The following is a 20,537-nucleotide window of genomic DNA, read 5'->3' as shown; positions in this document are numbered from 1 at the left end:
TATGCCCGCTGTGTAGCTTACTAAGGATCAGCGATCACCTCTACGAGGGCAAATGACCCAATCGACCCGCACCGTGCTGCGCAATCAGCTCAATCAGGCCCTCTCGGCGCTGCGGGATGCGTGGCGGGTGATGCGGCACCGAGGACCCAGCCAGATTCAGTTCTGGTTCATCGCTCTGATAATCGGAATTGCGGCCGGGTTTATGGCGCTTGGGTTCCGGATGGGGGTCTCGTCCCTGCAAGCCTACCTCTACAACACCGCAGACATTCTGTTTCTACACAGCCATGCCGAGAAGCTGCACTGGTTCTGGATTTTCATCACCCCCGTGATCGGAGGGCTGGTTGTCGGTGTGATCTTGCACAAATTTACCGATGATGGTCGCGTTCGTTCGGTTGCAGATGTGATCGAGGGTGCGGCGCTCACCGATGGCCGGGTCGAGAAACGGGCGGGGGTTGCCTCGCTGTTTGCCTCGCTGATTACACTCAGTTCCGGAGGGTCTACGGGCCGGGAAGGGCCGGTCGTGCATATGGCAGGCGTGATCTCGACCTGGGTAAGCGACCGTATCCACGCCGATGGTATTACTGGTCGCGACTTGTTGGGCTGCGGTGTCGCTGCCGCTGTCTCGGCCAGTTTCAACGCGCCTATCGCCGGGGCATTGTTCGCGCTTGAAGTGGTGCTGCGCCACTTCGCCGTCCACGCCTTTGCACCGATTGTCATCGCGTCGATCGCGGGTACGGTGATCAACCGGCTTGCCTATGGCGACGTGACCGAATTCACGCTGGACACGCCGGGTTCGCTGCAATTCTACGTCGAACTTCCGGCCTTTCTGATCCTTGGCCTGCTCTGTGGGCTGGTGGCGTTGGTGTTGATGCGTTTGATCTTCTTTGCCGAAGATATTGGCAATCATGTTCAGAGTCGCCTCTCGCTTCCCCGTTGGTTGCGCCCCGGCATATCCGGAGCCATGCTGGGCCTGCTTGCGATCTGGTTTCCGCACATCATCGGGGTCGGCTACGAGACCACGATACGTGCCTTGACCGGAGACATGTTGCTGAGCACCGCCATCGTTCTGACCATTGTCAAAATCATTGCCGTGGCCATCACCATGGGTGGACGTATGGGTGGTGGTGTGTTTTCTCCGGCCCTGATGATCGGTGCGTTGACCGGGCTTGCCTTTGGATTCATCGCCACCGGGCTGCTGCCGGATGTGTCAGGCACTTATACGCTTTATGCGTTTGCAGGGATGGGAGCTGTTGCAGCGGCCGTTCTTGGCGCGCCGATATCGACCACTCTGATCGTATTCGAACTGACCGGCGACTGGCAGATCGGTCTTGCCGTGATGGCCTCGGTCTCGATGTCGACCGCACTGGCCTCGCGCCTTGTGGACCGGTCGTTCTTTTTGACACAGCTTGAACGCCGCAATGTCCACCTCGCCGCAGGACCTCAGGCTTATCTGCTGGCGATGCTGCGGGCCGGGGCTGTGATGCGCCCGCTGGGCGACCCGCGCTCGATCACCAGGGACGAGGCGCAGGAACTGATTGATCAGGGGCTCTGCGTCAAGGCCAGCGCCACGCTAGAAGCCGCGATGCCCTATTTTGACCGCGACGATATCCCTTGCATTCCGGTTGTCGTTATTGACAAAGATGGCTGTGAGAACCCCGTCGGCGCGTTGTACCATATTGATGCTTTGAAAGCCTACAACCGCGCCCTTGCCGCGACAGCGGCCGAAGAGCACTCCTGATCATCCGCCATACACGCTGGCCGCGTCGCCCAGATAGTTATCCCAGGCAAACCAGTAGGAGATGTGCCCGGCCACACGCGGTAGTCGCTTGCCGTCCGGGGCCACCAGGGCCTCCTCGGTGACGGTCCACCTGTTGCCTGCCTCGTCCAGCAGACCACCATCCGTCGTTGCCTTGAAACGGTGAGATCCACGCTCGTAGGCGCGGACGCTGCGTTTGTCGGGGTCGCCCATCAGCATAAGCGGCTGCTGGCCAATGGCGTCGTTTATCACCGGCTTGCCCCTGAATGCCTCGAGCGGCCATGCCCGCGCTGCCCCGAATTGACGTATGGCATACACGTAGTCTTTCTGCCGATGCGTCGATTGATCCACCAGTGCCGGGAACATCAACTCGGGTGAGGCGAAATACTGGCGGTACACTACGCCCGATCCATAGTTTCGCCGATGTCCCGTCTCAAGTGACAAAACCTGACTATCGGGATGCGAAGCCTTCCAACTGTCCCACCGCGTGATCACCACAGGACGTTGCTTCAACGCAATCCCGCTCTCTACCAGCGGCCCTACCACAGGCTTGCCGGTATACTGGTTCCACAAGGAATGTGTCTCGCGATCAAACATGAGCTTGTTGGAACGGTACAGAAATCCGGACGAGCCGAAGATCAGCGGCTTCCTCCGTCCCTCAACCTGTGTTTCGAACAGAATTCCTGACCCGCACAAGGTGCAATAGGCCAGCGCCACCGGCACGCCGCCAATCACGTCGTTGAACATCTCATGCCAACCCATAATCCGCAGCGGATAGGCGCGTGCATCGCCGTTGATTGCGACGCCAAAAACAAGATCATCGTTTTTCAGATAGTCCGCGTGCGCAGCCGGGATGAGTTTTGGATTGTCCAGCGATGGGATTCCATCCTTGGCAACGCCGCCCCAGGCGATCTCCTCCAGCCGGATCTTCATCCTGTCCCTCCGCAGATATTCAGGGCGTAGGAATATGTCGAAGTTCTGATCAATCCCCAGAAGCACCTCACGCTTGAACGGTACCAAGGATGGGTGCGGTATGATCTGGGGGTTCTGCTCTTGCCACAGCATCCACTCGAACCAATCGGTGCCATGACGCGCGCCTGTCAGCGTTTCCATAACCCGGGCGATGTCCTGCTCTCGCGACCTGCCATACCGCATTGCGGTCAGAAGTGCAGGCACAACATCAGGGTTGCCGCGTTGGGTCAGGAAGGTCATCCCGGCCTCAAAATCTGTCCGCCCGCCATACAGGCTAGAGCGCACGGCTTTGTAAACAGGGTCGTCCTGCGCCCAAAGTGCAGTCGGCACGATTGCTCCAGCCCCCAGTAGGCTGGCAAAGCTGCGACGTGTGATCGACATGGTGTCCTCCGATTGGGTCCATGTCCGATTTTGCCGAAAAACCCGCTCACGTTCACGCAACACTCGCGTGAGCAGGCTTCGATAGCGCGGGCGTGCGCCGTAGAGCGGTTAGTGCATTTTCCTAGATCGGGAGGACCACCTTCCAAGAGAAGCGGAAGTGCCTGTTTTGTGAGCGGTGTCGCTGCTGCTGCCTATACTGCCTGTGTTTTTTCTACCCGACCTAGTTGGGGTTTCGACGGTTCAGTTTTGAACCGGCCAAATTGCGATAGTCAGTACCAGAGCGTCTTTCACCCAATGACTGAGGTTTCTCAGCTACGTAATAATAGAGCGCGATCGAGTTTCTTGCGACGCCTTCGGGCAGCGTCATCGGGTCCGGCTGTCCGTGAAACGAGGTGTCATCGGTTGTAAAAACGACCGTCGTGTTGAAATGGGGATAAACACTTGCTTCTACATTTAGGTTCCCGGATGCATCGCGCCGTGCCAGATCCAGGTTTCCACCCCAGTTTTCGTCCCAGTCCCGGTTGAGATAAACCAGCAGGTTTAGCCGACGATACAATTGCATTTCACCATGCCAGTTGAAATCTGCGTGCATCTTAAGAAAGCCGTCACCTGCAGTTGAATGAATCCCTCCACCTTTGAGGTAAGGATCGGGGATCAGGCCCGTTTCGCCGGTCATCTTCTCAAGCATACGTAAAAATGGGGGTTGGGAGGCGACTTGAATCATATCGACAACAGGCCGTGGCAGTTTCCACCATGTGGAACACCAGCGTTTTCCGACGGAGCCGTAAAAACTCTTTTCTCCGTCCCAGTTGGTGTTGTTTTCAACTGCGTCACGGACTTCATCTAGTTTTTCTTCGGACCAGATATCTTTCATCACCGCATGAGGAAACGGTCGCGCCGACGAATATACTGACTGCTCGGGTACAGCGAATTTTCTTTTTAACATTCAGGTGTTACTTTCTTTGTGCGTGGTGACGGAATAAAATCAGATTAACGCCAACTGTCATATGATCGGATATGCTTTTGGGTCTACCCCATCCTGTTTTAGAAGCCCACCAAGGAACGTGTCGGGGGTTAATGAAAGCCCATCGTCGCTTCTTGCCCTTGCATAGATTTGCCCTGTCGTAAGGTGGATGCAGAGGGAACGGCTAAGATCGAAATTGCCGAACACATTTCTGAAGGACCGATACACATGGCGCGGTCTCAGGGGATAAAATGTTTCGACTGGCAATGCAGCAGTGTCCAATGCGGTCATCTGTAACGCCCGCGTAAGAGCGAGGGGCCCGAGCGCCTTGTAGGGGAGGCGTTCAATGGGAAGACTGCCATCCGCTGCTGCATGGGGGCGCAATGCCGTCAATGCATTGCGCTTGATATAGGGGTGATTGATGTTTGGTTGCGCTGTCCAATCCAGCAAATACCGCAGTGCTTCGGCGTCTTTTGGCAGGCCCAAAACAGCATTGTTAATGATTGGGATATCTAGTGCGTAGATACAATCATTTTTGAATTCAAAAGGTTTTAGTGCGTACACATCTGTATCGACCCAATACAGGTTGGTCTTTTTTAGAAGGTGATAACGAAACACATCCGAAAAAGGGGCAGGGGAATTGCGCTCCAGATTTACGAACCGCCGCTCACTCGAGAGGATCTCGTTTCCGTTCCGCACTTCTACTCCGACCGGAATATTGGCCACATCCTCGTAGCAATACAAAATCGGTCGCATTCCATGTTTGACAAATGAATTCAGGCACAAGACCTCGACGAAACTCAACCTAGGACCCAACCACAAGCTTGCCGGTCGAAATCGTGTCCAAGTATCATTGTTGTTCATTACGTGCTTTATTCCTGCTTGACGCTCAAAGACCTGCCATGCCTCGAGATTGCTGTGCTCCCCAGTGTCTAACTATCATGTCAGATGTTGCCAAAACACCGCTGGTTGGTGGCTCGTTTTCCAAGGGTATCTCAGGTGTTGCCAAGATTGAACGGTCAACTTTCGATCACGTGAGCAAGCGCTTTTGTGGCTATGTAACTAACGCACTCCTGCTTGGTGTTTTCGGGGCGTGGTCTTCGCGGTTCTGTGTCTCGACATTGATGCTTGAGGTGATCATTATGAAAGAATGTGATGGTTTGAACCAGTATGGACGCGGGGGATGACTGGCGCAGAGATATCATTCGGAGAGGACAATTCCCATGCAGGATCATGGCTACGAATCCGGGCGGTTGAATCTGCCATTTGTCGGTATTTCAACCTTCGCTAAATCTCCGTACGTCGAGAACTGGAACGAAATCGATGCCGACGTAGCCATCTTGGGGGCGCCGTTTGATTTCGGCACTCAGTGGCGTCCCGGGGCACGCTTCGGGCCGCGGGCGGTGCGGGAGGCCTCGACACTGTTCAGCTTCGGCCATGCCGGGGCCTATGATCATGAGGATGACGCGACCTATCTGGATGGCTCGGTGCGGATGGTTGATCTTGGGGATGCGGATATCATCCATACCAAGACCGAAGAAAGTCACGCGAATATCGCTCTGGGGGTGGGCAAGATTCTGCAGGCGGGAGCTCTGCCGGTGACCATCGGGGGCGATCATTCGATCAACATCCCCTGCATCAACGCCTTTGCCGAGGATTGCGCACAGAACGGGCCGATCCATGTGATCCAGATCGACGCGCATCTGGATTTTGTTGACGAACGCCACGGAGTGACCGCAGGGCATGGCAACCCGATGCGGCGGGCGATTGAGAAAGACTATGTCTCAGGCATGACTCAGCTTGGCATTCGCAATGTCTCATCCACCGCGAAGGAAGGGTACGAAGACGCCCGAAGGCGCGGTTCGGATATCCTGTCGGTGCGGCAGGTACGCAAGCTGGGGGCCGAGGCGGTTCTGGAACGCATTCCGCAAGGGGCGCGGTACTATGTGACCATCGATATCGATGCCTTCTGCCCGTCGATTGCCTCGGGCACAGGGACGCCCAGCCATGGCGGGTTTCTCTACTACGATGTGCTGGAAATCCTGCAGGGCCTGGCCAAGCGCGGCAATATTGTGGGCATCGATCTGGTCGAGGTCGCCCCGGCTTATGATCCGACCGAGAGTACTCAGATTCTGGCCGCCCAACTGTTGCTGAACTTTCTGGGCTTCATCTTTCACGAACGCGCCCAGCGTTAGGGGGTGGGGCCAGGCGGCCCCACCTGTGACTTACGCGCCGATGATATTGTGACCGGGGCCATAGGGGAAACCGGTGATGTTCTCGGCCCCGTCTTCACCCACCACAAGGATATCGTGTTCGCGATACCCGCCCGCGCCGGGCTGGCCTTCGGGAATCCAAAGCATCGGCTCGATCGAGACGACCATGCCGGGCTCCAGCACCGTGTCGATATCCTCGCGCAGTTCCAGACCGGCCTCACGTCCGTAATAGTGACTGAGGATGCCGAAAGAATGGCCGTATCCGAATGAGCGGTATTGCAGCAGGCCTTCATCGGCAAAGAAACGGTTGATCTCAGCGGTGATGCCCGAGCATGTGGCACCCGGTTTGATCAGGCTCAGGCCCAGCTCATGTGCCGCGACGTTGGCTTTCCACAGGCGCAGGCTGTCTGCATCGGGTTCACCCAGGAAAAGGGTGCGTTCCAGCGCAGTGTAGTAGCCTGAGATCATCGGGAAGGTGTTCAGCGACAGGATATCGCCCTTTTGCAGCGCGCGTTTGGTAACCGGGTTATGGGCACCGTCGGTGTTCAGACCGGATTGGAACCAAACCCATGTGTCGCGGTATTCGGCGTCCGGGTAGGCGCGGGCGATTTCTTCTTCCATCGCGTCGCGACCCGCCATGGCGATCTCGATCTCGGTGGCACCTTCGCGGATGGCGGCATGGATGGCTGCCCCGCCCACGTCGGCGGTACGCGCGCCGCCTTTGATCAGCTCGATCTCTTCTGCGGATTTCACCATGCGGGCGAACATTGTGTCAGGTGCGATGTCGATCAGTTCCGGCTGACCCAGCATCTCAAGCGCCGTGTTACGCGCCGCCAGGGTCATGTGGTCGCCTTCGACGCCAATCCGCTTCGCGCCGCCGATCAGGTTGGCCACGGCGCGCCAGTAATTATCGCGCTTCCAGTCGGTATAGATGACATTGTCTTCGACCGAGCGCCGCCACGGCTGGCCCGCATCGATATTGGCCGAGACGGTGGTGCAGGCGTCTTGCGACACCACGCAGCCGTAAGGGCGACCAAAGGAACAATATAGAAAGCCGGAGTAATAGGCGATGTTCTGCATCGAGGTCAGCAGGACTGCCGGGATGTCATGCTTGGCCATGATGGCGCGCAGGGCGCCAAGGCGGCGGTCATACTCGCCTTTGCTGAACGGCAAGGGGGCCTTGTCGCCATTGTGGCAAGTGAAGAATTCAGGGCGTTTTGGTGTGTCTGTCATCACAAGGTCTCTCATCTTTGCCGGGCGGCAAACCCGGCCACTTGTCCCGGCGTTCAGGACAGGCGGTCTCGGGTTCCGAGAGCCGATCATCCCAGTGCGTCCGCGACGCCATCGCGGCTGGGAAGAACGAGTGAATCGTTAGATCACACGCGGGCCTGCGTCAAGCGGGGGAGAGACCCCGCAGACGCTCGGACCGGCGGCGCAGCAGCTCGACCGTGGTCAGCAGCGCGATGGAAATCACCACGAGGATCGTGGCCACCGCCAGAATGGTCGGGCTGATTTGCTCGCGCAGGCCGGTGAACATCTGCCATGGTAGCGTCTTTTGGCTGGCAGAGCCGACAAAGAGCACCACAACCACCTCGTCAAATGAAGTGATAAAGGCGAACAGTCCACCCGAGATCACACCCGGCAGGATCAAAGGCATCTGGATCTTGAAGAACGTCCGCACCGGCCCCGCGCCCATATTCGCCGCCGCCCGCGTCAGCGAGCGGTCAAAGCCTACCAAAGTGGCGGTCACGGTGATGATGACGAAGGGGATGCCCAGAACGGCATGGGCCAGAATGACCTTCACGTAGCCCACGAAGTTCTTGTTCATGCCCAGCGTGCTTTCCATAAAGCGACCGATATCGCTGTAGAAAAAGAACATGCCAGTGGCCGAGATGATGAGTGGGACGATCATGGGCGAGATCAGGATGCCCATGATGGCGCGACGGCCGGGAACATGGCTCTGGCTAAGGCCGATGGCCGCCAGCGTACCCAGCGAGACCGAGATAACGGTCGCTATAGGTGCGATGATGAGCGAGTTCTTGAAGCTGCGCTGCCACTCATTGTTGGTGAAGAAATCGCGGTAGTGCTTCAGCGAATAGCCCTCGGGGTCGAGACGCAGCATCTCGGGCGTGAAGGTAAAGAAGTCCTGTGCGTTGAATGACAGCGGTAGGACCACAAGGATCGGCGTGATCAGGAAGACAAAGATCGCACCGCAAATTACGCGGAACAGGTAGTGATAGAACACCTGTTTCGCGGTCAGATACGGCAACAGTTTGCGGCGATAGCGGCCTTCGTACAGCCAGTAGGTGAACCAGGCGAAGAACCAGCCGCCCAGCAGCCCGAGAACACCGCCCATTGGACCCGAGAGGAGAAAACCCGCGATGCCGAAGCCCGCGATGTTGATCCAGCGCGCCAGTTTCTCGTTCTTGAGGACAGTGATGTAGACCCAGGCCAGCGCGGCGATCAGCGCGGCTCCGGCGATGATGCCCAGGAACACCGAGCCATTGCCCGCGCCGACGAAGATGCCAGCGAACGCTCCTGCCAGCGCGACGCTGGGCAGGACCATGGACAGAGGTTTGCGGGATATCGGAGTAAGTGCGGCCATGTCGATTATCCCAGCTTGACGTTATCGATGCCCACGATCTTGTCGTAGACCCAGTAGAGCAACAGCACGACGCCCAGAAGGATCGTCCCCAATGCCGCCGCCAGTCCCCAGTTCAGCGAGGACGAGATGTGATAGGCGATCCGGTTCGAGATGAAGACACCTTTGGTGCCCCCGACAATCTCGGGCGTGATGTAGTAACCGATCGCCAGAATGAACACGAGGATCGAGCCCGCGCCGATGCCCGGAATGGATTGTGGGAAATAGATGCGCCAGAAGGTCGTCCAGTTGGTTGCGCCCATGGATTTCGCGGCACGGGTGTAGGAGGGCGGAATGGTCTGCATCACCGAATACATCGGCAGGATCATGAAGGGCAGCAGGATATGCGTCATCGCGATGATTGTACCGATCTGGTTGTTGATGATCACAAGCCTTGCGTCATCTGCCACCAGCCCGAGCCACACAAGCGTTTCGTTGATCACGCCTTGTTGCTGCAGCATCACCTTCCAGGCCGAGGTCCGCACCAGAAGGGACGTCCAGAAGGGCAGCAGGACCAATATCATCAGCATGTTCGACACCCGCATTGGCAAGGTCGCCAACAGGTAGCTGACCGGATAGGCCAACAGGATACACGACGCGGTGATCACCAGCGACATGAACAGCGTGCGCCCGAACAGCTTGATCAGGATCTGCTTGTCCTCGGGCTGCGATTGCGCGCCCTCAGGGGTGCGGCGCATATCGACGGCGTTCAGGAAGTAACCGTTTGTGACTGCTGGCGAGTGTGTCTTGATGACGGCCCATGTCTTGGGATCACCCCAGCCCTCGTGAATTTCGATCACCTGAGCCTTGAAGGGTCCATCAGTTTCGGGGTCCAGCTTGCCCATTTTCCGACCCGAGCGGCGGAACATGGAGGACATGCCCGTCTCTTCGTAGTTCAGGCGTGAGCCCAGCCGGGTATGTGTCTTGTTGTCAACAGCCACGACCATGTCGCGTACAAAAGCGTCATAGACGGCCTCGTCAGGCAACTCGCCACTGTTTTCATCCCAGCTTTGCAGGGCTTCGACGGTCAGGGGCAGGGTCTCTTGCACGATGCTGTTTTCGACCGACCGGAACAGCATCGAGGCAATCGGCACGATAAACGAGAACAGGACGAACAGCAGCAACGGGGCCACCAGCAGCAGCGCCCGCAGCTTTTGGCGTCGCAGCGACCGCGCCAGCGATTGCTTGAGCGGCGTTCCGTCGGCGGCCAGCATGGGTCCGGCGTTTTGGCTTGCGTCAGTCATCGGTGCCCCTTGGGTGTTTTTGGGGTCGGGGGCGACCGATCGCCCCCGACAATCTTAAAAATCAAGTGCTTATTGCGCCAGCCATGCCTGGAATTTGGCATCGATGTCGTCGCGGTAGTCCGCCCAGAACTCGTAGTTATACAGGAACGTGTTCTTGGCGTTTTCCGGATCGGTCGGCATATGCGGCGCCATGTCGATGCCCAGATCGGCGTGCTGGCCTACCAGCGGCGCCGACGACGCACGGGCAGGGCCGTACGAGATGTACTTGGCCTGATCTGCCAGACGCTGAGTGTCGGTTGCGAACATGATGTAGTCCAGCGCGCGCTGTTTGCGTTCTTCGCTCAGACCAGCCGGGATGATCCAGCCGTCCAGATCGAACACCTGCGCATCCCACAGCATGGCGACGGGCTGCTTCTGCTCTTCGATCACGCTGAACAGGCGACCGTTATAGGTCGAGCCCATGACGACTTCGCCATCCGCCAGCAGTTGCGGTGTGTCGGCACCCGCTGACCACCAGACAACGTTGTCTTTGATGGTATCCAGCTTTTTCAGCGCCTGTTCCTGTCCTTCCGGTGTGGCCAGAACGTCATAGACGTCTTCTTTGGCAACGCCATCACACAGCAGCGCCCATTCCATGTTGTTGATCGGACGCTTTTCCAGCGAGCGCTTGCCGGGGTAGTTCTCCAGATCGAAAATGGCGCAGATATCGCTCGGAGGATTGTCGCCGACCAGATCGGTGCGATAGCCGAATGTGGTCGAATACACGATCTGCGGGATAAAGCAGTCGCTGACCAGCAGGTCGCCGAAATCCTCGGAAGCAGGCGTTCCGTCCGGCGCGGCGGCCAGCTGGGTGTCGAAATCGATCTCCATCGCCAGACCTTCGTCGCACAGACGGATCGCGTCCGATGCGACCACGTCAACCACGTCCCAGGTGATGTTGCCCGCTTCGTTCATCGCGCGCAGCTTGGCCACCGCTTCGGCAGAGCTGTCATCGTTCAGAATGGTGACGCCGGTCTTTTCCGAATAGGGCTCGTGATACGCCTTGAGCTGCGATTTGGAATAGGCGCCGCCCCAGGAGACGATGGTCATCTCTTCGGCCGAAACGCCGCCAGCAGCCGTCGCAATGGCTGCTGCGGTCAGCAGTGTCTTTGTTGGTTTCATGTGTTACTCCCAGTACTTCCCGTTTGTTGTATGGTCAGCTGACGCACGGGATCTCGCCAGCCGGTCCCTCAGTGAAACCGCGCTTGTGCCGCGCGGTTTGGTCTATGCGTCAAGCGCACGACAATCCTGTGCCAGCCAGCCGATCTCGATCTCCTGACCGGGTTGCAGGCGGATGGCGTCGGGGGCGTTTCGTGTTTTGACGATGAACTCGTCGTTGCCAGCCACCGACATGCGGAAGCGGAACACGTCACCCATATAGATGAATTCCTTGACCGTGGCTTTCAGCGTATGCGCATCAGCGTGCAGGCGGTCCTTGTTGAATTCCACGCGCTCGGGCCGAATCGAGACCTTGGTCCGCTCGCCCGCGTTGTGCACATTGATCGGCACAGCATCGATTTCCGAGCCGTCGTCCAATTGTACAACGCAGGTATCGCCATCGATGGATTTCACCACACCTTCCAGCGTGTTGTTTTCACCAATGAATTGCGCGACGAAGCTGTTCTCGGGTTCTTCATACAGCTGATCCGGCGGCGCAAGCTGCTGAATGCGACCATCGTCGAACACCGCGACCCGGTCCGACATGGTCAGGGCTTCGGTCTGGTCGTGGGTCACGTAGACGGTGGTGATGCCCAGCTCATGCGCAAGGCGGGTGATTTCGAACTGCATATGTTCACGCAGCTGTTTGTCGAGCGCGCCCAGCGGTTCGTCCATCAGAACCAGTTCCGGTTCAAACACCAGCGCGCGGGCGAGTGCGATCCGCTGTTGCTGACCGCCCGAAAGCTGCGCCGGGCGGCGGTTGCCGAAGGCCCCCATCTGCACCATGTCCAGGGCGCGTTTCACCTTTTCTTCACGCGTGGACTTGTCCAGTTTGCGGACCTCCAGCGGGAAGGACAGGTTTTCCGCGACGGTCATATGCGGGAACAGAGCGTAATTCTGGAACACCATCCCGATGCCGCGCTTGTGCGGTGGAATGTTGTTGATGGGTTTGCCATCCAACAGAATCTCGCCATGAGTGGCTGTTTCGAAGCCGGCAAGCATCATCAGACAGGTCGTTTTGCCTGATCCGGACGGCCCGAGCATGGTCAGGAATTCGCCCTTTGGCATTGCCAGGTTGAGATCTTTGACAACGAGATTCTCGCCATCATAAGACTTTTGAACGCGTTGAAATTCAACAAACGCGGCGTCGGTATCTATGTCGGTCACAAGACCCCCTGTTGCGTCGAATGATTACCCGGTTGGTCCGGATTTCATTGATCTTCTCGTGCATTGAAGCCGAGGCTAACAAATGGTTGCAAGTCCGTAAAGCGGTTGGACTGGCCGTAGCGTCACTTTTGCTTAATTTTGCGACATGTTCAGGTGTCGCATGTGCCAAGCCAGACTCTGATTGCTGGACAGGACCGGTTTGCCGATCCGCGCCTCGATCTGGGGAATCGCGGCCAGAGTGCGCAGGTTCGTGCAACTCAGAAACACCGCATCGACCGCTGAATCCGCGCCCAGCCGTGTCGCCGCCTCGACCACCGAGCCGGTCGATATGCGTACGACTTTGGCTTCCTCGGATTCGCCGAATGTGCCGAACACATCCATCGAGAGACCTTGTTCGTCAAACGCGCGGCGCAAGGGGGTGTTGACCTCTTCAATGTAGGGAGAGAGCAGGGCAAATTTCGACACGCCCAGATGTCCGGCGCAGGCAACGGCAGCGCGCAGGGGATTTGTCACGACCTGAACATCGCATGTCCGTTTGACCATCTGCTCGACCCGTTCGGACCCGATCACCGAGCTGGCCGAAGTGCAGCCGTAGCCCACCACCCGATAGGGCCGAGCCTTGGGCAGCAGGTCAGCGGCAGCGGGCAGGTCGGTTTCCATCTGCGCCAGCGTATCGGTGTTGACCTCGGCCCCGCTGGGAATGCGGCTGACATAGAGCGGGCTTTGGTCTTCGGAAAACAGGGTGCGGAACTCGGGCTCGATGGTTTCGTCTGCCTGCAGCACGATCAGCCCCATCGGTGCGACAGATGGGTCGTCGGGATCGAGCGTGTAGGGCAGCGTACTCATAGCTCGACAATCTCCGATCCCAAACGGGGGCTGAGGAACTCAGGTGCGCCCTCGGTGATCAGGATGTTTTCCTCATGCACAAGGATCTTGCCGTTCACCGCTATGCCGGGCTCCAGCGTCAGCACCATCCCGGCCTGTAATTCGGTGTGGTCATCGGGGATGAGTGAAGGCCATTCGGTCAGAGACATGCCAAGCCCATGCCCAAGGCGTCCGGCATCGGTTCCTTCGCCGCCATCGGTCAGAACCGCGTTCATTGCGTGAAAAAGCTGCGATGCGGTCGCACCGGGCTTTGCCAGTTCAAACGCGGCATCCGAAGCCTCGATCAGCCTTGTATGCGCATCTCGCACCGGCGTACTGGCCGGGCCGATTGACCAGTTTCGATCATAGTCGCAGAAATAACCATCGCGCACGAGACCGGTATCGAGCATCAGCACATCGCCTGAACGAAGCGGTGCTTGCTTCGCAGGAGAGATCACATCCGTATATCCGCCTTGTTCAGCTCCTCCGGCCAGATAGGGTACCCAGTCGGCACCTTCTTCGAGGCAGAGCATTTGAAAGCGCCGGAACACCTGATCCAGCGGTGTCCCGGCCGAGGCGATCTCGGGCACACGCGCAAAGGCGCGGGCGGCGATCTGGCAGGCGGCGCGTATCTTGGCGATCTCAGCATCGGACTTCACCATGCGCAGAGCGCGCAGAATACCATGATCACCGGTGACGCGGCGTGTGCCGATACCTGCCTGCAGGCGTCTCAGGTCGGCCAGCGGCATCCTTACATGGGTCTCATGCCCGTCGGGGCAGCCGATATCGGCACCATCCGGAGTCAGTTCGCTCAGCGTATCGGCCAGCAGAGACACCCCGTCATCTTCAAGGTCGGGCGCGCTCCAGGTCCGAATGTCGTCAATCCATGTCTGTGCCATCAGCGCTGCGCCGATCGAAGGGATCACCGCGACTGGCTTTCCCCTGGCCGGTACGATCAGAAACCAGGGCCGGGTCGGGCTTTCCCAGAACCGGGTGAGATAGCCGGTGAAATAGCGCAATTCGGGTTCGGTGGTCAGCAACAGGGCCGAGAGGCCAGTAGCCTCCATCCGGTGCTGCGCGCGTTTAACCCGTGCTGCGAATTCCTCTGGAGCGAAACCGGTCATGCAGGTTGCTCAGTCAACATGCAAAGTACTTTGTCATTGGGGCCGATGCTCAGTTTGGTGCGGATGGCATCGTCCAGTACGGCCGCTATACCGGCACCACCCGAGGCGCTGGTCTCTAACCCTGCCTCGGCCATGACCTGAAGCTGCGCCGCCACCTCGGCGTCGTCCATCGTCAGAAACAGATCGGCGTCTCTGGCAAGCCCATTCAGCGCAATCAGCGAAGGCTCTTTGCAATCCAGCCGGCCCATGATGCTGTCCGGACCATCGGCAAAGACGCAGCGTCCGGCCTCGATGCTGGCCTGAAGGGCAGGGGCAGATGAAGGTTCGACAACGATGATCTGTGGTGAGTTGCCCCAAACCTCGCGCGCATAGGCGGCAACGGCCCCGGCCATACCACCAACACCGGCTTGCAGAATGATTTGGGTTGGCGCCTCAGGGCATTGCGCGGCCGCTTCGACAGCCATTTGCAAATAGCCTTCCATCAGCAGGTGAGGCAGCTCGGTATATCCCTCCCAAGAACTGTCCGAGAGTAGGGTCCAGCCATTCTTCTGCGACGCCTGACTGGCGGCGTCCATGCTGGCTGCGTAATCCGTACCGGCCCGAACCACCTGCGCATTTTGCGCGCGAAGACGATCCGCAAAGCTTTCGGGAACGGTCTCGGCGATATAGACAACCGCATTGGCTCCGAAGACGCGTGCCCCGGCGGCCATGCTCATCCCGTGATTGCCGGCACTGGCGGTGACGTAGGTACGCCCATTGAGGGTGTTTCCATCCGGCGTCGCGGCGATATCGTTAGCCTGACACGCGATGACATATGCGGCTCCCAGTGCTTTGAACGACCCAAGACCCATACGGGTCCGTTCGTCCTTGACCCAGAGCTTAGCGACGGGCGCAAGCGCTGATGCGTCAGCCAGGGGTGTTTCAACAAAATCGGGACAAAAAGAGCGATGCTGCCCCAGCCGGCCCGTCTCGACCGAAGGATAGGGAACTGAATCTGCAAGCTTCGACCCATTTCGAAACGGATTGCTGACTACTTTCATCTCTCGCTCCGTGATTTGTTGGTGCGCTGACGTGACCGATTTGGCTGCACACTGTCAAGCTCAGTGTTATTGCAAGTCCGGGCCCGAGGTGTGCGCATTTTTTGCCTACGCATCGCTGGCTTCGATGAATGAGTATCTTTTCAATCGTTTTGGTTGGTTGTAAGTGTTTGCGAACGTCATCGGCGTGGCCCGAAAGGACCTGTCCCGTGACGTGCGGGCGTGATGGAATGGTAGACATATCGGACTTAAAATCCGAAGGCCTTAGTGCCGTGTGGGTTCGAGTCCCACCGCCCGCACCAGTGTCGCCTCAGACCGGGAAACCGAGACGGGCAATCAGCTTCCAGATATCTTTGTTGGCATCCGAAAGCTGGGTGACGACGTCCTCGATTTCTTTCATGGCCTTGTCGTCCACTGTGTCTTCACGGCCTAGTTTGATGTCGGTCTTGCGGTCGGCAATCCGCATCAGGATGGTCTTTGGATTTCCGCTTTCCTGATCGAAGGAATAGATGCAGTGGTTGTACTTGTTCCGAATGGACGACAAACGCGACAGCCGCTGTGTGTGTTCAAGTATCGGATCACGGATTTCAGGTGCGCGCCCCTCCATCTTGGCGAGGCGTTCAACCAGATCGATGCGCGCACGCGTCGTGTTCAAGGTCAGGAATATTATCACCGCCACATCTTTGTTGGCTCCGGTCAGCCCGGCAATCAGATGGATCAGCAGGCTTTCGGTGTTCGTCCACATGTAGTTGAGCCGACCCACCAGAAGGATGAGCCGGTCAAACCGGGATTCGAAAGCCTCATCCAACGGGGGCGCTGCGCGCTTCGTTGGGCGCGACCTCGAAGTAGAAATGAGCGGCCGCAGTCCGGTTGCTCACATCGATCTTGCCCGAGACGTTGTGCATATGCAGCTTGACCGTGTGCTCGGTGATGCCCAGCTTAGCCGCGATCGCCTTATTGCTTTGGCCCTGCGAAACCAGCCGCAAAACCTGCTTTTCCCGGCGCGTCAGTTTGGCGTATTGCAGCAGTTTCTCGGGTGACCGGGTTCTGGTCGCAGGCTGTTTTTCCACAGGTATACCCGGTGCGGCTGGCGTGGCTGGCATACTATCGGCCAGAAAGCAGGGCAAATGTAGTTCTTCATGCATAAGCAGGCGCAGTATGGCTCGCCATACGTCCGGAGCCACATTCATCGGTAAATACCCTATGTTTCCGAAACGGATGCGGTCCCAGCGTTCGAACAGCGTCCGGGCCGGGCTTTTCTTGCGATATGCGAAGGCCAGACAGCCCGCCTCGGCTAGTCGGGAATAGTCGGCAGGCCGTGCCAGCAAATCCTCAAGCATCATCTGATCCACGACAACAATACGTTCCGACGGACCTGGATTTTCGGTCTCGGCCAGAAATTCATCGATACTATCGTATCGCGATGCACGAACGCCGAATTCGTTTTGAACACTTCTCAGGGTCTGGTTCGAATAGAACAACTCTTTGCCGATAAATACGATCGACAGGTCTTCGGGGTATTCAATTTGGCCACGGGCGTCGTCTTGCAATGAAATATTCACTGATCTTCCCCCACTAATACAAACGCCACCCTCTGAAATCTAAAAATCGGGCACAGAATTGGGTGGCGCGAAACACTAACTTTTTCGTTCAAATACTACCTTATCATAGCGGAAAGTACGTGTTTCAGCAACCAGAAGCCCGGTTTCGGGGGCTTGGTACTAGAACCTTTGATCAGGTATGACCTTATCGATTTGCACGTAACCTGATGATATGTCTGAGTTTATAATGTTGCTCTTTTGAGTGAGATTGTTTCCTGGTCTTGTTGATACGATTTTAGGCTAAAGCCAGAAAAAATCGTTTTCTTACAAATAGATATATCAATTAATGCTTTCGGCCAGCTATTCACACCCTGCCATCGCTGCGACCATGACCAAGCTTCAATTTGTGAAGCGTACTTGAACCTGACGTGCCTGCGGACCGCTTATTTCAGCGAAATACCCGTGGTCATGGAATCGGCTTAGCCGAGAAAGGAGGGGGCAACCAGACAGATGATGATCGCTGCCGCGCGAGTGTCCAGTTTGACACTTGGTGCGCGAAATCTGTTTCAACCGCGCCAGTAACCGCTTTGTAGATGAATGGCGGTCCGGTGCTTCAGTAAAAGTGGAATTTATTATGGTACGCAGAAACACTCCAATAACTGACGTCCAAGAAGTTATCGATGATCAAGATCCTGTCGTAGATGAGCCTCAGGTAGAAGAAGAGATCGCCGAAGTTGAAGATATCAACGTCCAGCAGCAGCAACAGCAGCAGCAGGGTGACGACAGCAATACCAACGGTGGTAATGACAGCAACACCAATGGTGGTAATGACAGCAACACCAACGGTGGTAATGACAGCAACACCAACGGTGGTAATGACAGCAATACCAACGGTGGTAATGACTCTAATTCTCAGACCAATGGCGGTAATGACAGCAACACCAACAACAGTAATGCCCGGGTAGATATCGACTTCAGCGGCGGTGAATGGATTCCGCGCGACGACGATAAAGTCGACGTCGACGTTTCGGATTACGCTTCGACGCGTGATGTGATCACGGCTGGCGATGATCTGGATTACGATCCAGGCAACGATATCAATCTTGATATCTCACTGGACGGGCCGGGCAACGACTTCTCATCCATCAACAACCAAGCTGCTACGCTGAACGATAATGACACGCTGTCAAGCGCAAGCGTATCGAACGGCGGAACGTTCACCCAGAGCGGAAACGCAAGCGGTGGATCTGCCTACTCTGAAGAAGGCATCGACGCCGAAGCAGATGGTGGCGCGTCGGGTCAGGGCGGCATGAGCTATGGCGGTAACGCATCAGGCGGTACGCACGGTAGCAATGCGCTGGCCTTTGGTGGGCATTCCGGAAATGCGGATGCCAATTCAACCGGCGGAAACGGTGGAGCTTCGGGTGGCGCACACAATGCGAGCCTGGGTCTTGGCCTTTCGGGTGCGCACGCCGATGGCGCGAGCACTGGTGGCAATGGTGGTAACGCCAGCAGCAACTCAAGTGCAAACAATACCGGTTCTTCGACCTCTAGTGGCACGGGTACCGGTGGTGCAGGCGGCGAAGCAGGATCGTTTGGTCTTGGTCTTGGTCTTGGTCTGTCGGGTTCGTCTGCAAGCGGCAACGCCAATGGCGGTGATCAGGGTTCGGGTGCGATAGGCACGGGCCTTGGTCTTGCTGGCACTGACGCATCTGCACAGGGTTCAAATGCCGGAAACGGTAACGCACAAACCAATGGCACTGCAGACAATGCCAGCTCTGGCAGCAACCAGGCGAATGGTGCTACTGGAGGTAGCAACCTGGGTCTGGGTCTCGCGGGTGCTGGCGCGCTCGGCTACAATGATGCCGATGGTGGTGCCGGTACTGGCGGTCCTGGTTCAGGTGGTCCTGGCTCTGGTGGTGCAGGTTCTGGTGGCCCGGGCTCTGGTGGCCCAGGTTCCGGTGGTGCTGGTTCTGGCGGTGCCGGATCTGGGGGTAATGCCAATGGTGGCGACGGTACCGGTGGTAACTCTGGCACAGTCGAAGAAGCCTTCCCGTTCCTGAAAGTGGTCGAGGAAGAAGAACCGGAAGCTGAAGAAGAAGCGGCAGCTGGAAACTCGAATGGTACTGGCGGTGACGGTGGTACTGGCGGTGCAGGTACTGGTGGTACAGGTACTGGTGGTACAGGTACCGGTGGTACGGGTACTGGTGGTACAGGTACTGGTGGTACAGGTACTGGTGGACCTGGTGCTGGTGGTACAGGTACCGGTGGTGCTGGTGGCGGTTACGTTGACACCGATGCCAATGCACAGGGCGTTGGTGATCAGACGGCCGGTAGCCCGGACATCGACCAGACACCTGGCCCGATCGATGGCACGACCAACAATACCCAGACCCCAGACGGTTCGGGTGGAGATGGTGGCAGCAACTCGACCAATGGCATGTCCACGGGTTCGGGTTCTGGTGCGGCGACCGCTGATGGTACCGCTGGTGCTGGCGGCACGACCACGCCGACATCCAGTTCCGCTGGTAGCGGCGCGGGTTCGGCTGACGCGACCAACACAGCCGGTGCCGGCGGTGCGGGTCAGGTCTGGTCAACAGCTGATACCGATGGAACGGCTGATAGCTTGGCCGAAGCGATTGCCGGTTACGGCGGCGCAGCCAACTCGGACAACGACGCAACCTCGACCGGTACAGGTAGTGCAACTGGCACTGCGTACTCGGGTGCAGGTGGTGCCGGAGGTGCGGGAACGTCGGCAGGCGGAACCAGCGGCGCGGTCTCGGGTACTGCGACCAGCGGCGATACCACGGGTGCGATGAATACTGGTGGCGAAGCATCTGGTGCGTATTCCGGTGCTGGCGGCGCGGGCGGAAATGCCGGGACCTGGGGCTCGAACAACGGTGGCGATGGTATCGTCAACGGTGAGTCCTATGCATCGGCGGCCGCAGTGGTCGATACGTCGGCCTTCAACCAATCGATCGTCATGGGTGCCAACGTGCTTGGTAACTCGGTCGATACGACCATGGTTGGTGGTTCGATGACCTCGACTTACTCGAGCGACGACACTGAGGTCTAAGACCAACTTGCGAGGGCCGCATTACCGGCCCTCGTTCAATGAAAACGCCGGGGCCGCGCGATGTGGCCTTGGCCCAGATAAGCCCGAACCGGAAATTATCGCCGGTAAGGGGGTAAGGGATCATCGAAATGTCATTCGATAGTGTTACCGAAAAGATTGCACACTTTATTGGATCTTTTGATCTTACGATTGAAAAAGCCCGGTTGAGGGATCAGTACGAAGAGTTCACCGCCATGCGGCGCAAGGCGGAACTGGACGAACTGGAAGAACCCGCAAAGATCCGGATTAAGGCAGATCTGGAACTGGACCCGGGCAAGTATGGTCCACTGCCTTATCGGTTTGACACCCCCCCCGCCACTC

17 protein-coding genes, 1 tRNA gene and 1 pseudogene are annotated in these 20,537 nt (G+C 57.7%); 6 read left to right on the top strand and 13 right to left on the bottom strand.

Features of this window, described 5'->3' with window-relative positions; translation table 11 throughout:
- Positions 1–52: 52 nt before the first annotated feature.
- A complete protein-coding gene (locus RA27_RS07950; RefSeq protein WP_039536506.1) occupies positions 53–1,738 on the top strand; it encodes a chloride channel protein in 1,686 nt (561 codons plus the stop codon).
- On the opposite strand, the gene RA27_RS07945 is transcribed toward RA27_RS07950, so the two are convergent.
- The 3 genes from RA27_RS07945 to RA27_RS07935 all read right to left on the bottom strand — a co-directional run bounded on the left by RA27_RS07945 (position 1,739) and on the right by RA27_RS07935 (position 4,937).
- Entirely contained in the window at positions 1,739–3,109 is a 1,371-nt protein-coding gene (locus tag RA27_RS07945) for a DUF3179 domain-containing protein (protein ID WP_039536505.1), read from the bottom strand.
- 220 nt (positions 3,110–3,329) lie between these two features.
- On the bottom strand, positions 3,330–4,055 hold the full coding sequence (locus RA27_RS07940) for a 2OG-Fe(II) oxygenase (RefSeq protein ID WP_082025037.1): 726 nt from the start codon (positions 4,053–4,055) through the stop codon (positions 3,330–3,332).
- A 57-nt stretch (positions 4,056–4,112) separates the two neighbouring features.
- On the bottom strand, positions 4,113–4,937 hold the full coding sequence (locus tag RA27_RS07935) for a hypothetical protein (protein WP_152610657.1): 825 nt from the start codon (positions 4,935–4,937) through the stop codon (positions 4,113–4,115).
- 77 nt (positions 4,938–5,014) lie between these two features.
- Between RA27_RS07935 and RA27_RS07930 the strand changes: the two genes are divergently transcribed.
- Positions 5,015–5,260, top strand: a complete 246-nt coding sequence (locus RA27_RS07930; protein WP_039536502.1) for a hypothetical protein — start codon at positions 5,015–5,017, stop codon at positions 5,258–5,260.
- Positions 5,261–5,296: 36 nt separating this feature from the next.
- Positions 5,297–6,268, top strand: coding sequence for an agmatinase (gene speB, locus RA27_RS07925; RefSeq protein ID WP_039536500.1), 972 nt, complete (start codon positions 5,297–5,299; stop codon positions 6,266–6,268).
- A 30-nt stretch (positions 6,269–6,298) separates the two neighbouring features.
- On the opposite strand, the gene RA27_RS07920 is transcribed toward speB, so the two are convergent.
- The 8 genes from RA27_RS07920 to RA27_RS07885 form a co-directional block, all read right to left on the bottom strand.
- Positions 6,299–7,519 (bottom strand): aminopeptidase P family protein, encoded by a 1,221-nt coding sequence (locus RA27_RS07920; protein WP_039536499.1) that lies wholly within the window; start codon positions 7,517–7,519, stop codon positions 6,299–6,301.
- 160 nt (positions 7,520–7,679) lie between these two features.
- Positions 7,680–8,891: an ABC transporter permease gene (locus RA27_RS07915; protein WP_082025036.1), complete on the bottom strand. Its 1,212-nt coding sequence runs from the start codon at positions 8,889–8,891 to the stop codon at positions 7,680–7,682.
- A 5-nt stretch (positions 8,892–8,896) separates the two neighbouring features.
- Complete coding sequence (locus RA27_RS07910; RefSeq protein WP_039536495.1) at positions 8,897–10,171, bottom strand: ABC transporter permease; 1,275 nt, start codon at positions 10,169–10,171, stop codon at positions 8,897–8,899.
- Between the two features lie 69 nt (positions 10,172–10,240).
- Positions 10,241–11,332 (bottom strand): extracellular solute-binding protein, encoded by a 1,092-nt coding sequence (locus RA27_RS07905; RefSeq protein WP_039536492.1) that lies wholly within the window; start codon positions 11,330–11,332, stop codon positions 10,241–10,243.
- A gap of 102 nt (positions 11,333–11,434) precedes the next feature.
- A complete protein-coding gene (locus RA27_RS07900; protein WP_039536490.1) occupies positions 11,435–12,535 on the bottom strand; it encodes an ABC transporter ATP-binding protein in 1,101 nt (366 codons plus the stop codon).
- Between the two features lie 132 nt (positions 12,536–12,667).
- Entirely contained in the window at positions 12,668–13,381 is a 714-nt protein-coding gene (locus RA27_RS07895; RefSeq protein WP_039536488.1) for an aspartate/glutamate racemase family protein, read from the bottom strand.
- On the bottom strand, positions 13,378–14,523 hold the full coding sequence (locus RA27_RS07890; protein WP_039536486.1) for a Xaa-Pro peptidase family protein: 1,146 nt from the start codon (positions 14,521–14,523) through the stop codon (positions 13,378–13,380). The genes RA27_RS07895 and RA27_RS07890 overlap by 4 nt, the downstream gene beginning before the upstream one ends.
- On the bottom strand, positions 14,520–15,563 hold the full coding sequence (locus RA27_RS07885; protein ID WP_039536484.1) for a pyridoxal-phosphate dependent enzyme: 1,044 nt from the start codon (positions 15,561–15,563) through the stop codon (positions 14,520–14,522). Before RA27_RS07885 ends, RA27_RS07890 begins: the two co-directional genes overlap by 4 nt.
- 213 nt (positions 15,564–15,776) lie before the next feature.
- Between RA27_RS07885 and RA27_RS07880 the strand changes: the two genes are divergently transcribed.
- A tRNA-Leu gene (locus RA27_RS07880) sits at positions 15,777–15,862 on the top strand.
- Positions 15,863–15,870: 8 nt separating this feature from the next.
- Here the strand turns inward: RA27_RS07880 and RA27_RS07875 are convergent.
- Entirely contained in the window at positions 15,871–16,368 is a 498-nt protein-coding gene (locus RA27_RS07875) for a hypothetical protein (protein ID WP_039536482.1), read from the bottom strand.
- Positions 16,361–17,122: a response regulator transcription factor gene (locus tag RA27_RS23095; RefSeq protein ID WP_052265190.1), complete on the bottom strand. Its 762-nt coding sequence runs from the start codon at positions 17,120–17,122 to the stop codon at positions 16,361–16,363. Before RA27_RS23095 ends, RA27_RS07875 begins: the two co-directional genes overlap by 8 nt.
- Before the next feature lie 613 nt (positions 17,123–17,735).
- Here RA27_RS23095 and RA27_RS07865 point away from each other — a divergent pair.
- Together RA27_RS07865 and RA27_RS07860 are read left to right on the top strand one after the other, a co-directional pair.
- A complete protein-coding gene (locus RA27_RS07865) occupies positions 17,736–20,177 on the top strand; it encodes a hypothetical protein (RefSeq protein WP_039537159.1) in 2,442 nt (813 codons plus the stop codon).
- Between the two features lie 128 nt (positions 20,178–20,305).
- Positions 20,306–20,537 (top strand): annotated as a pseudogene (locus RA27_RS07860) (type I secretion protein); the annotation flags it as partial.

Origin of the sequence: Ruegeria sp. ANG-R, from assembly GCF_000813985.1 — a bacterium.
In the GTDB taxonomy this organism is placed as follows: domain Bacteria; phylum Pseudomonadota; class Alphaproteobacteria; order Rhodobacterales; family Rhodobacteraceae; genus Ruegeria.
Note: the sequence above shows the minus strand (reverse complement) of the source record. Positions and strands in the feature narration are given on the sequence as shown.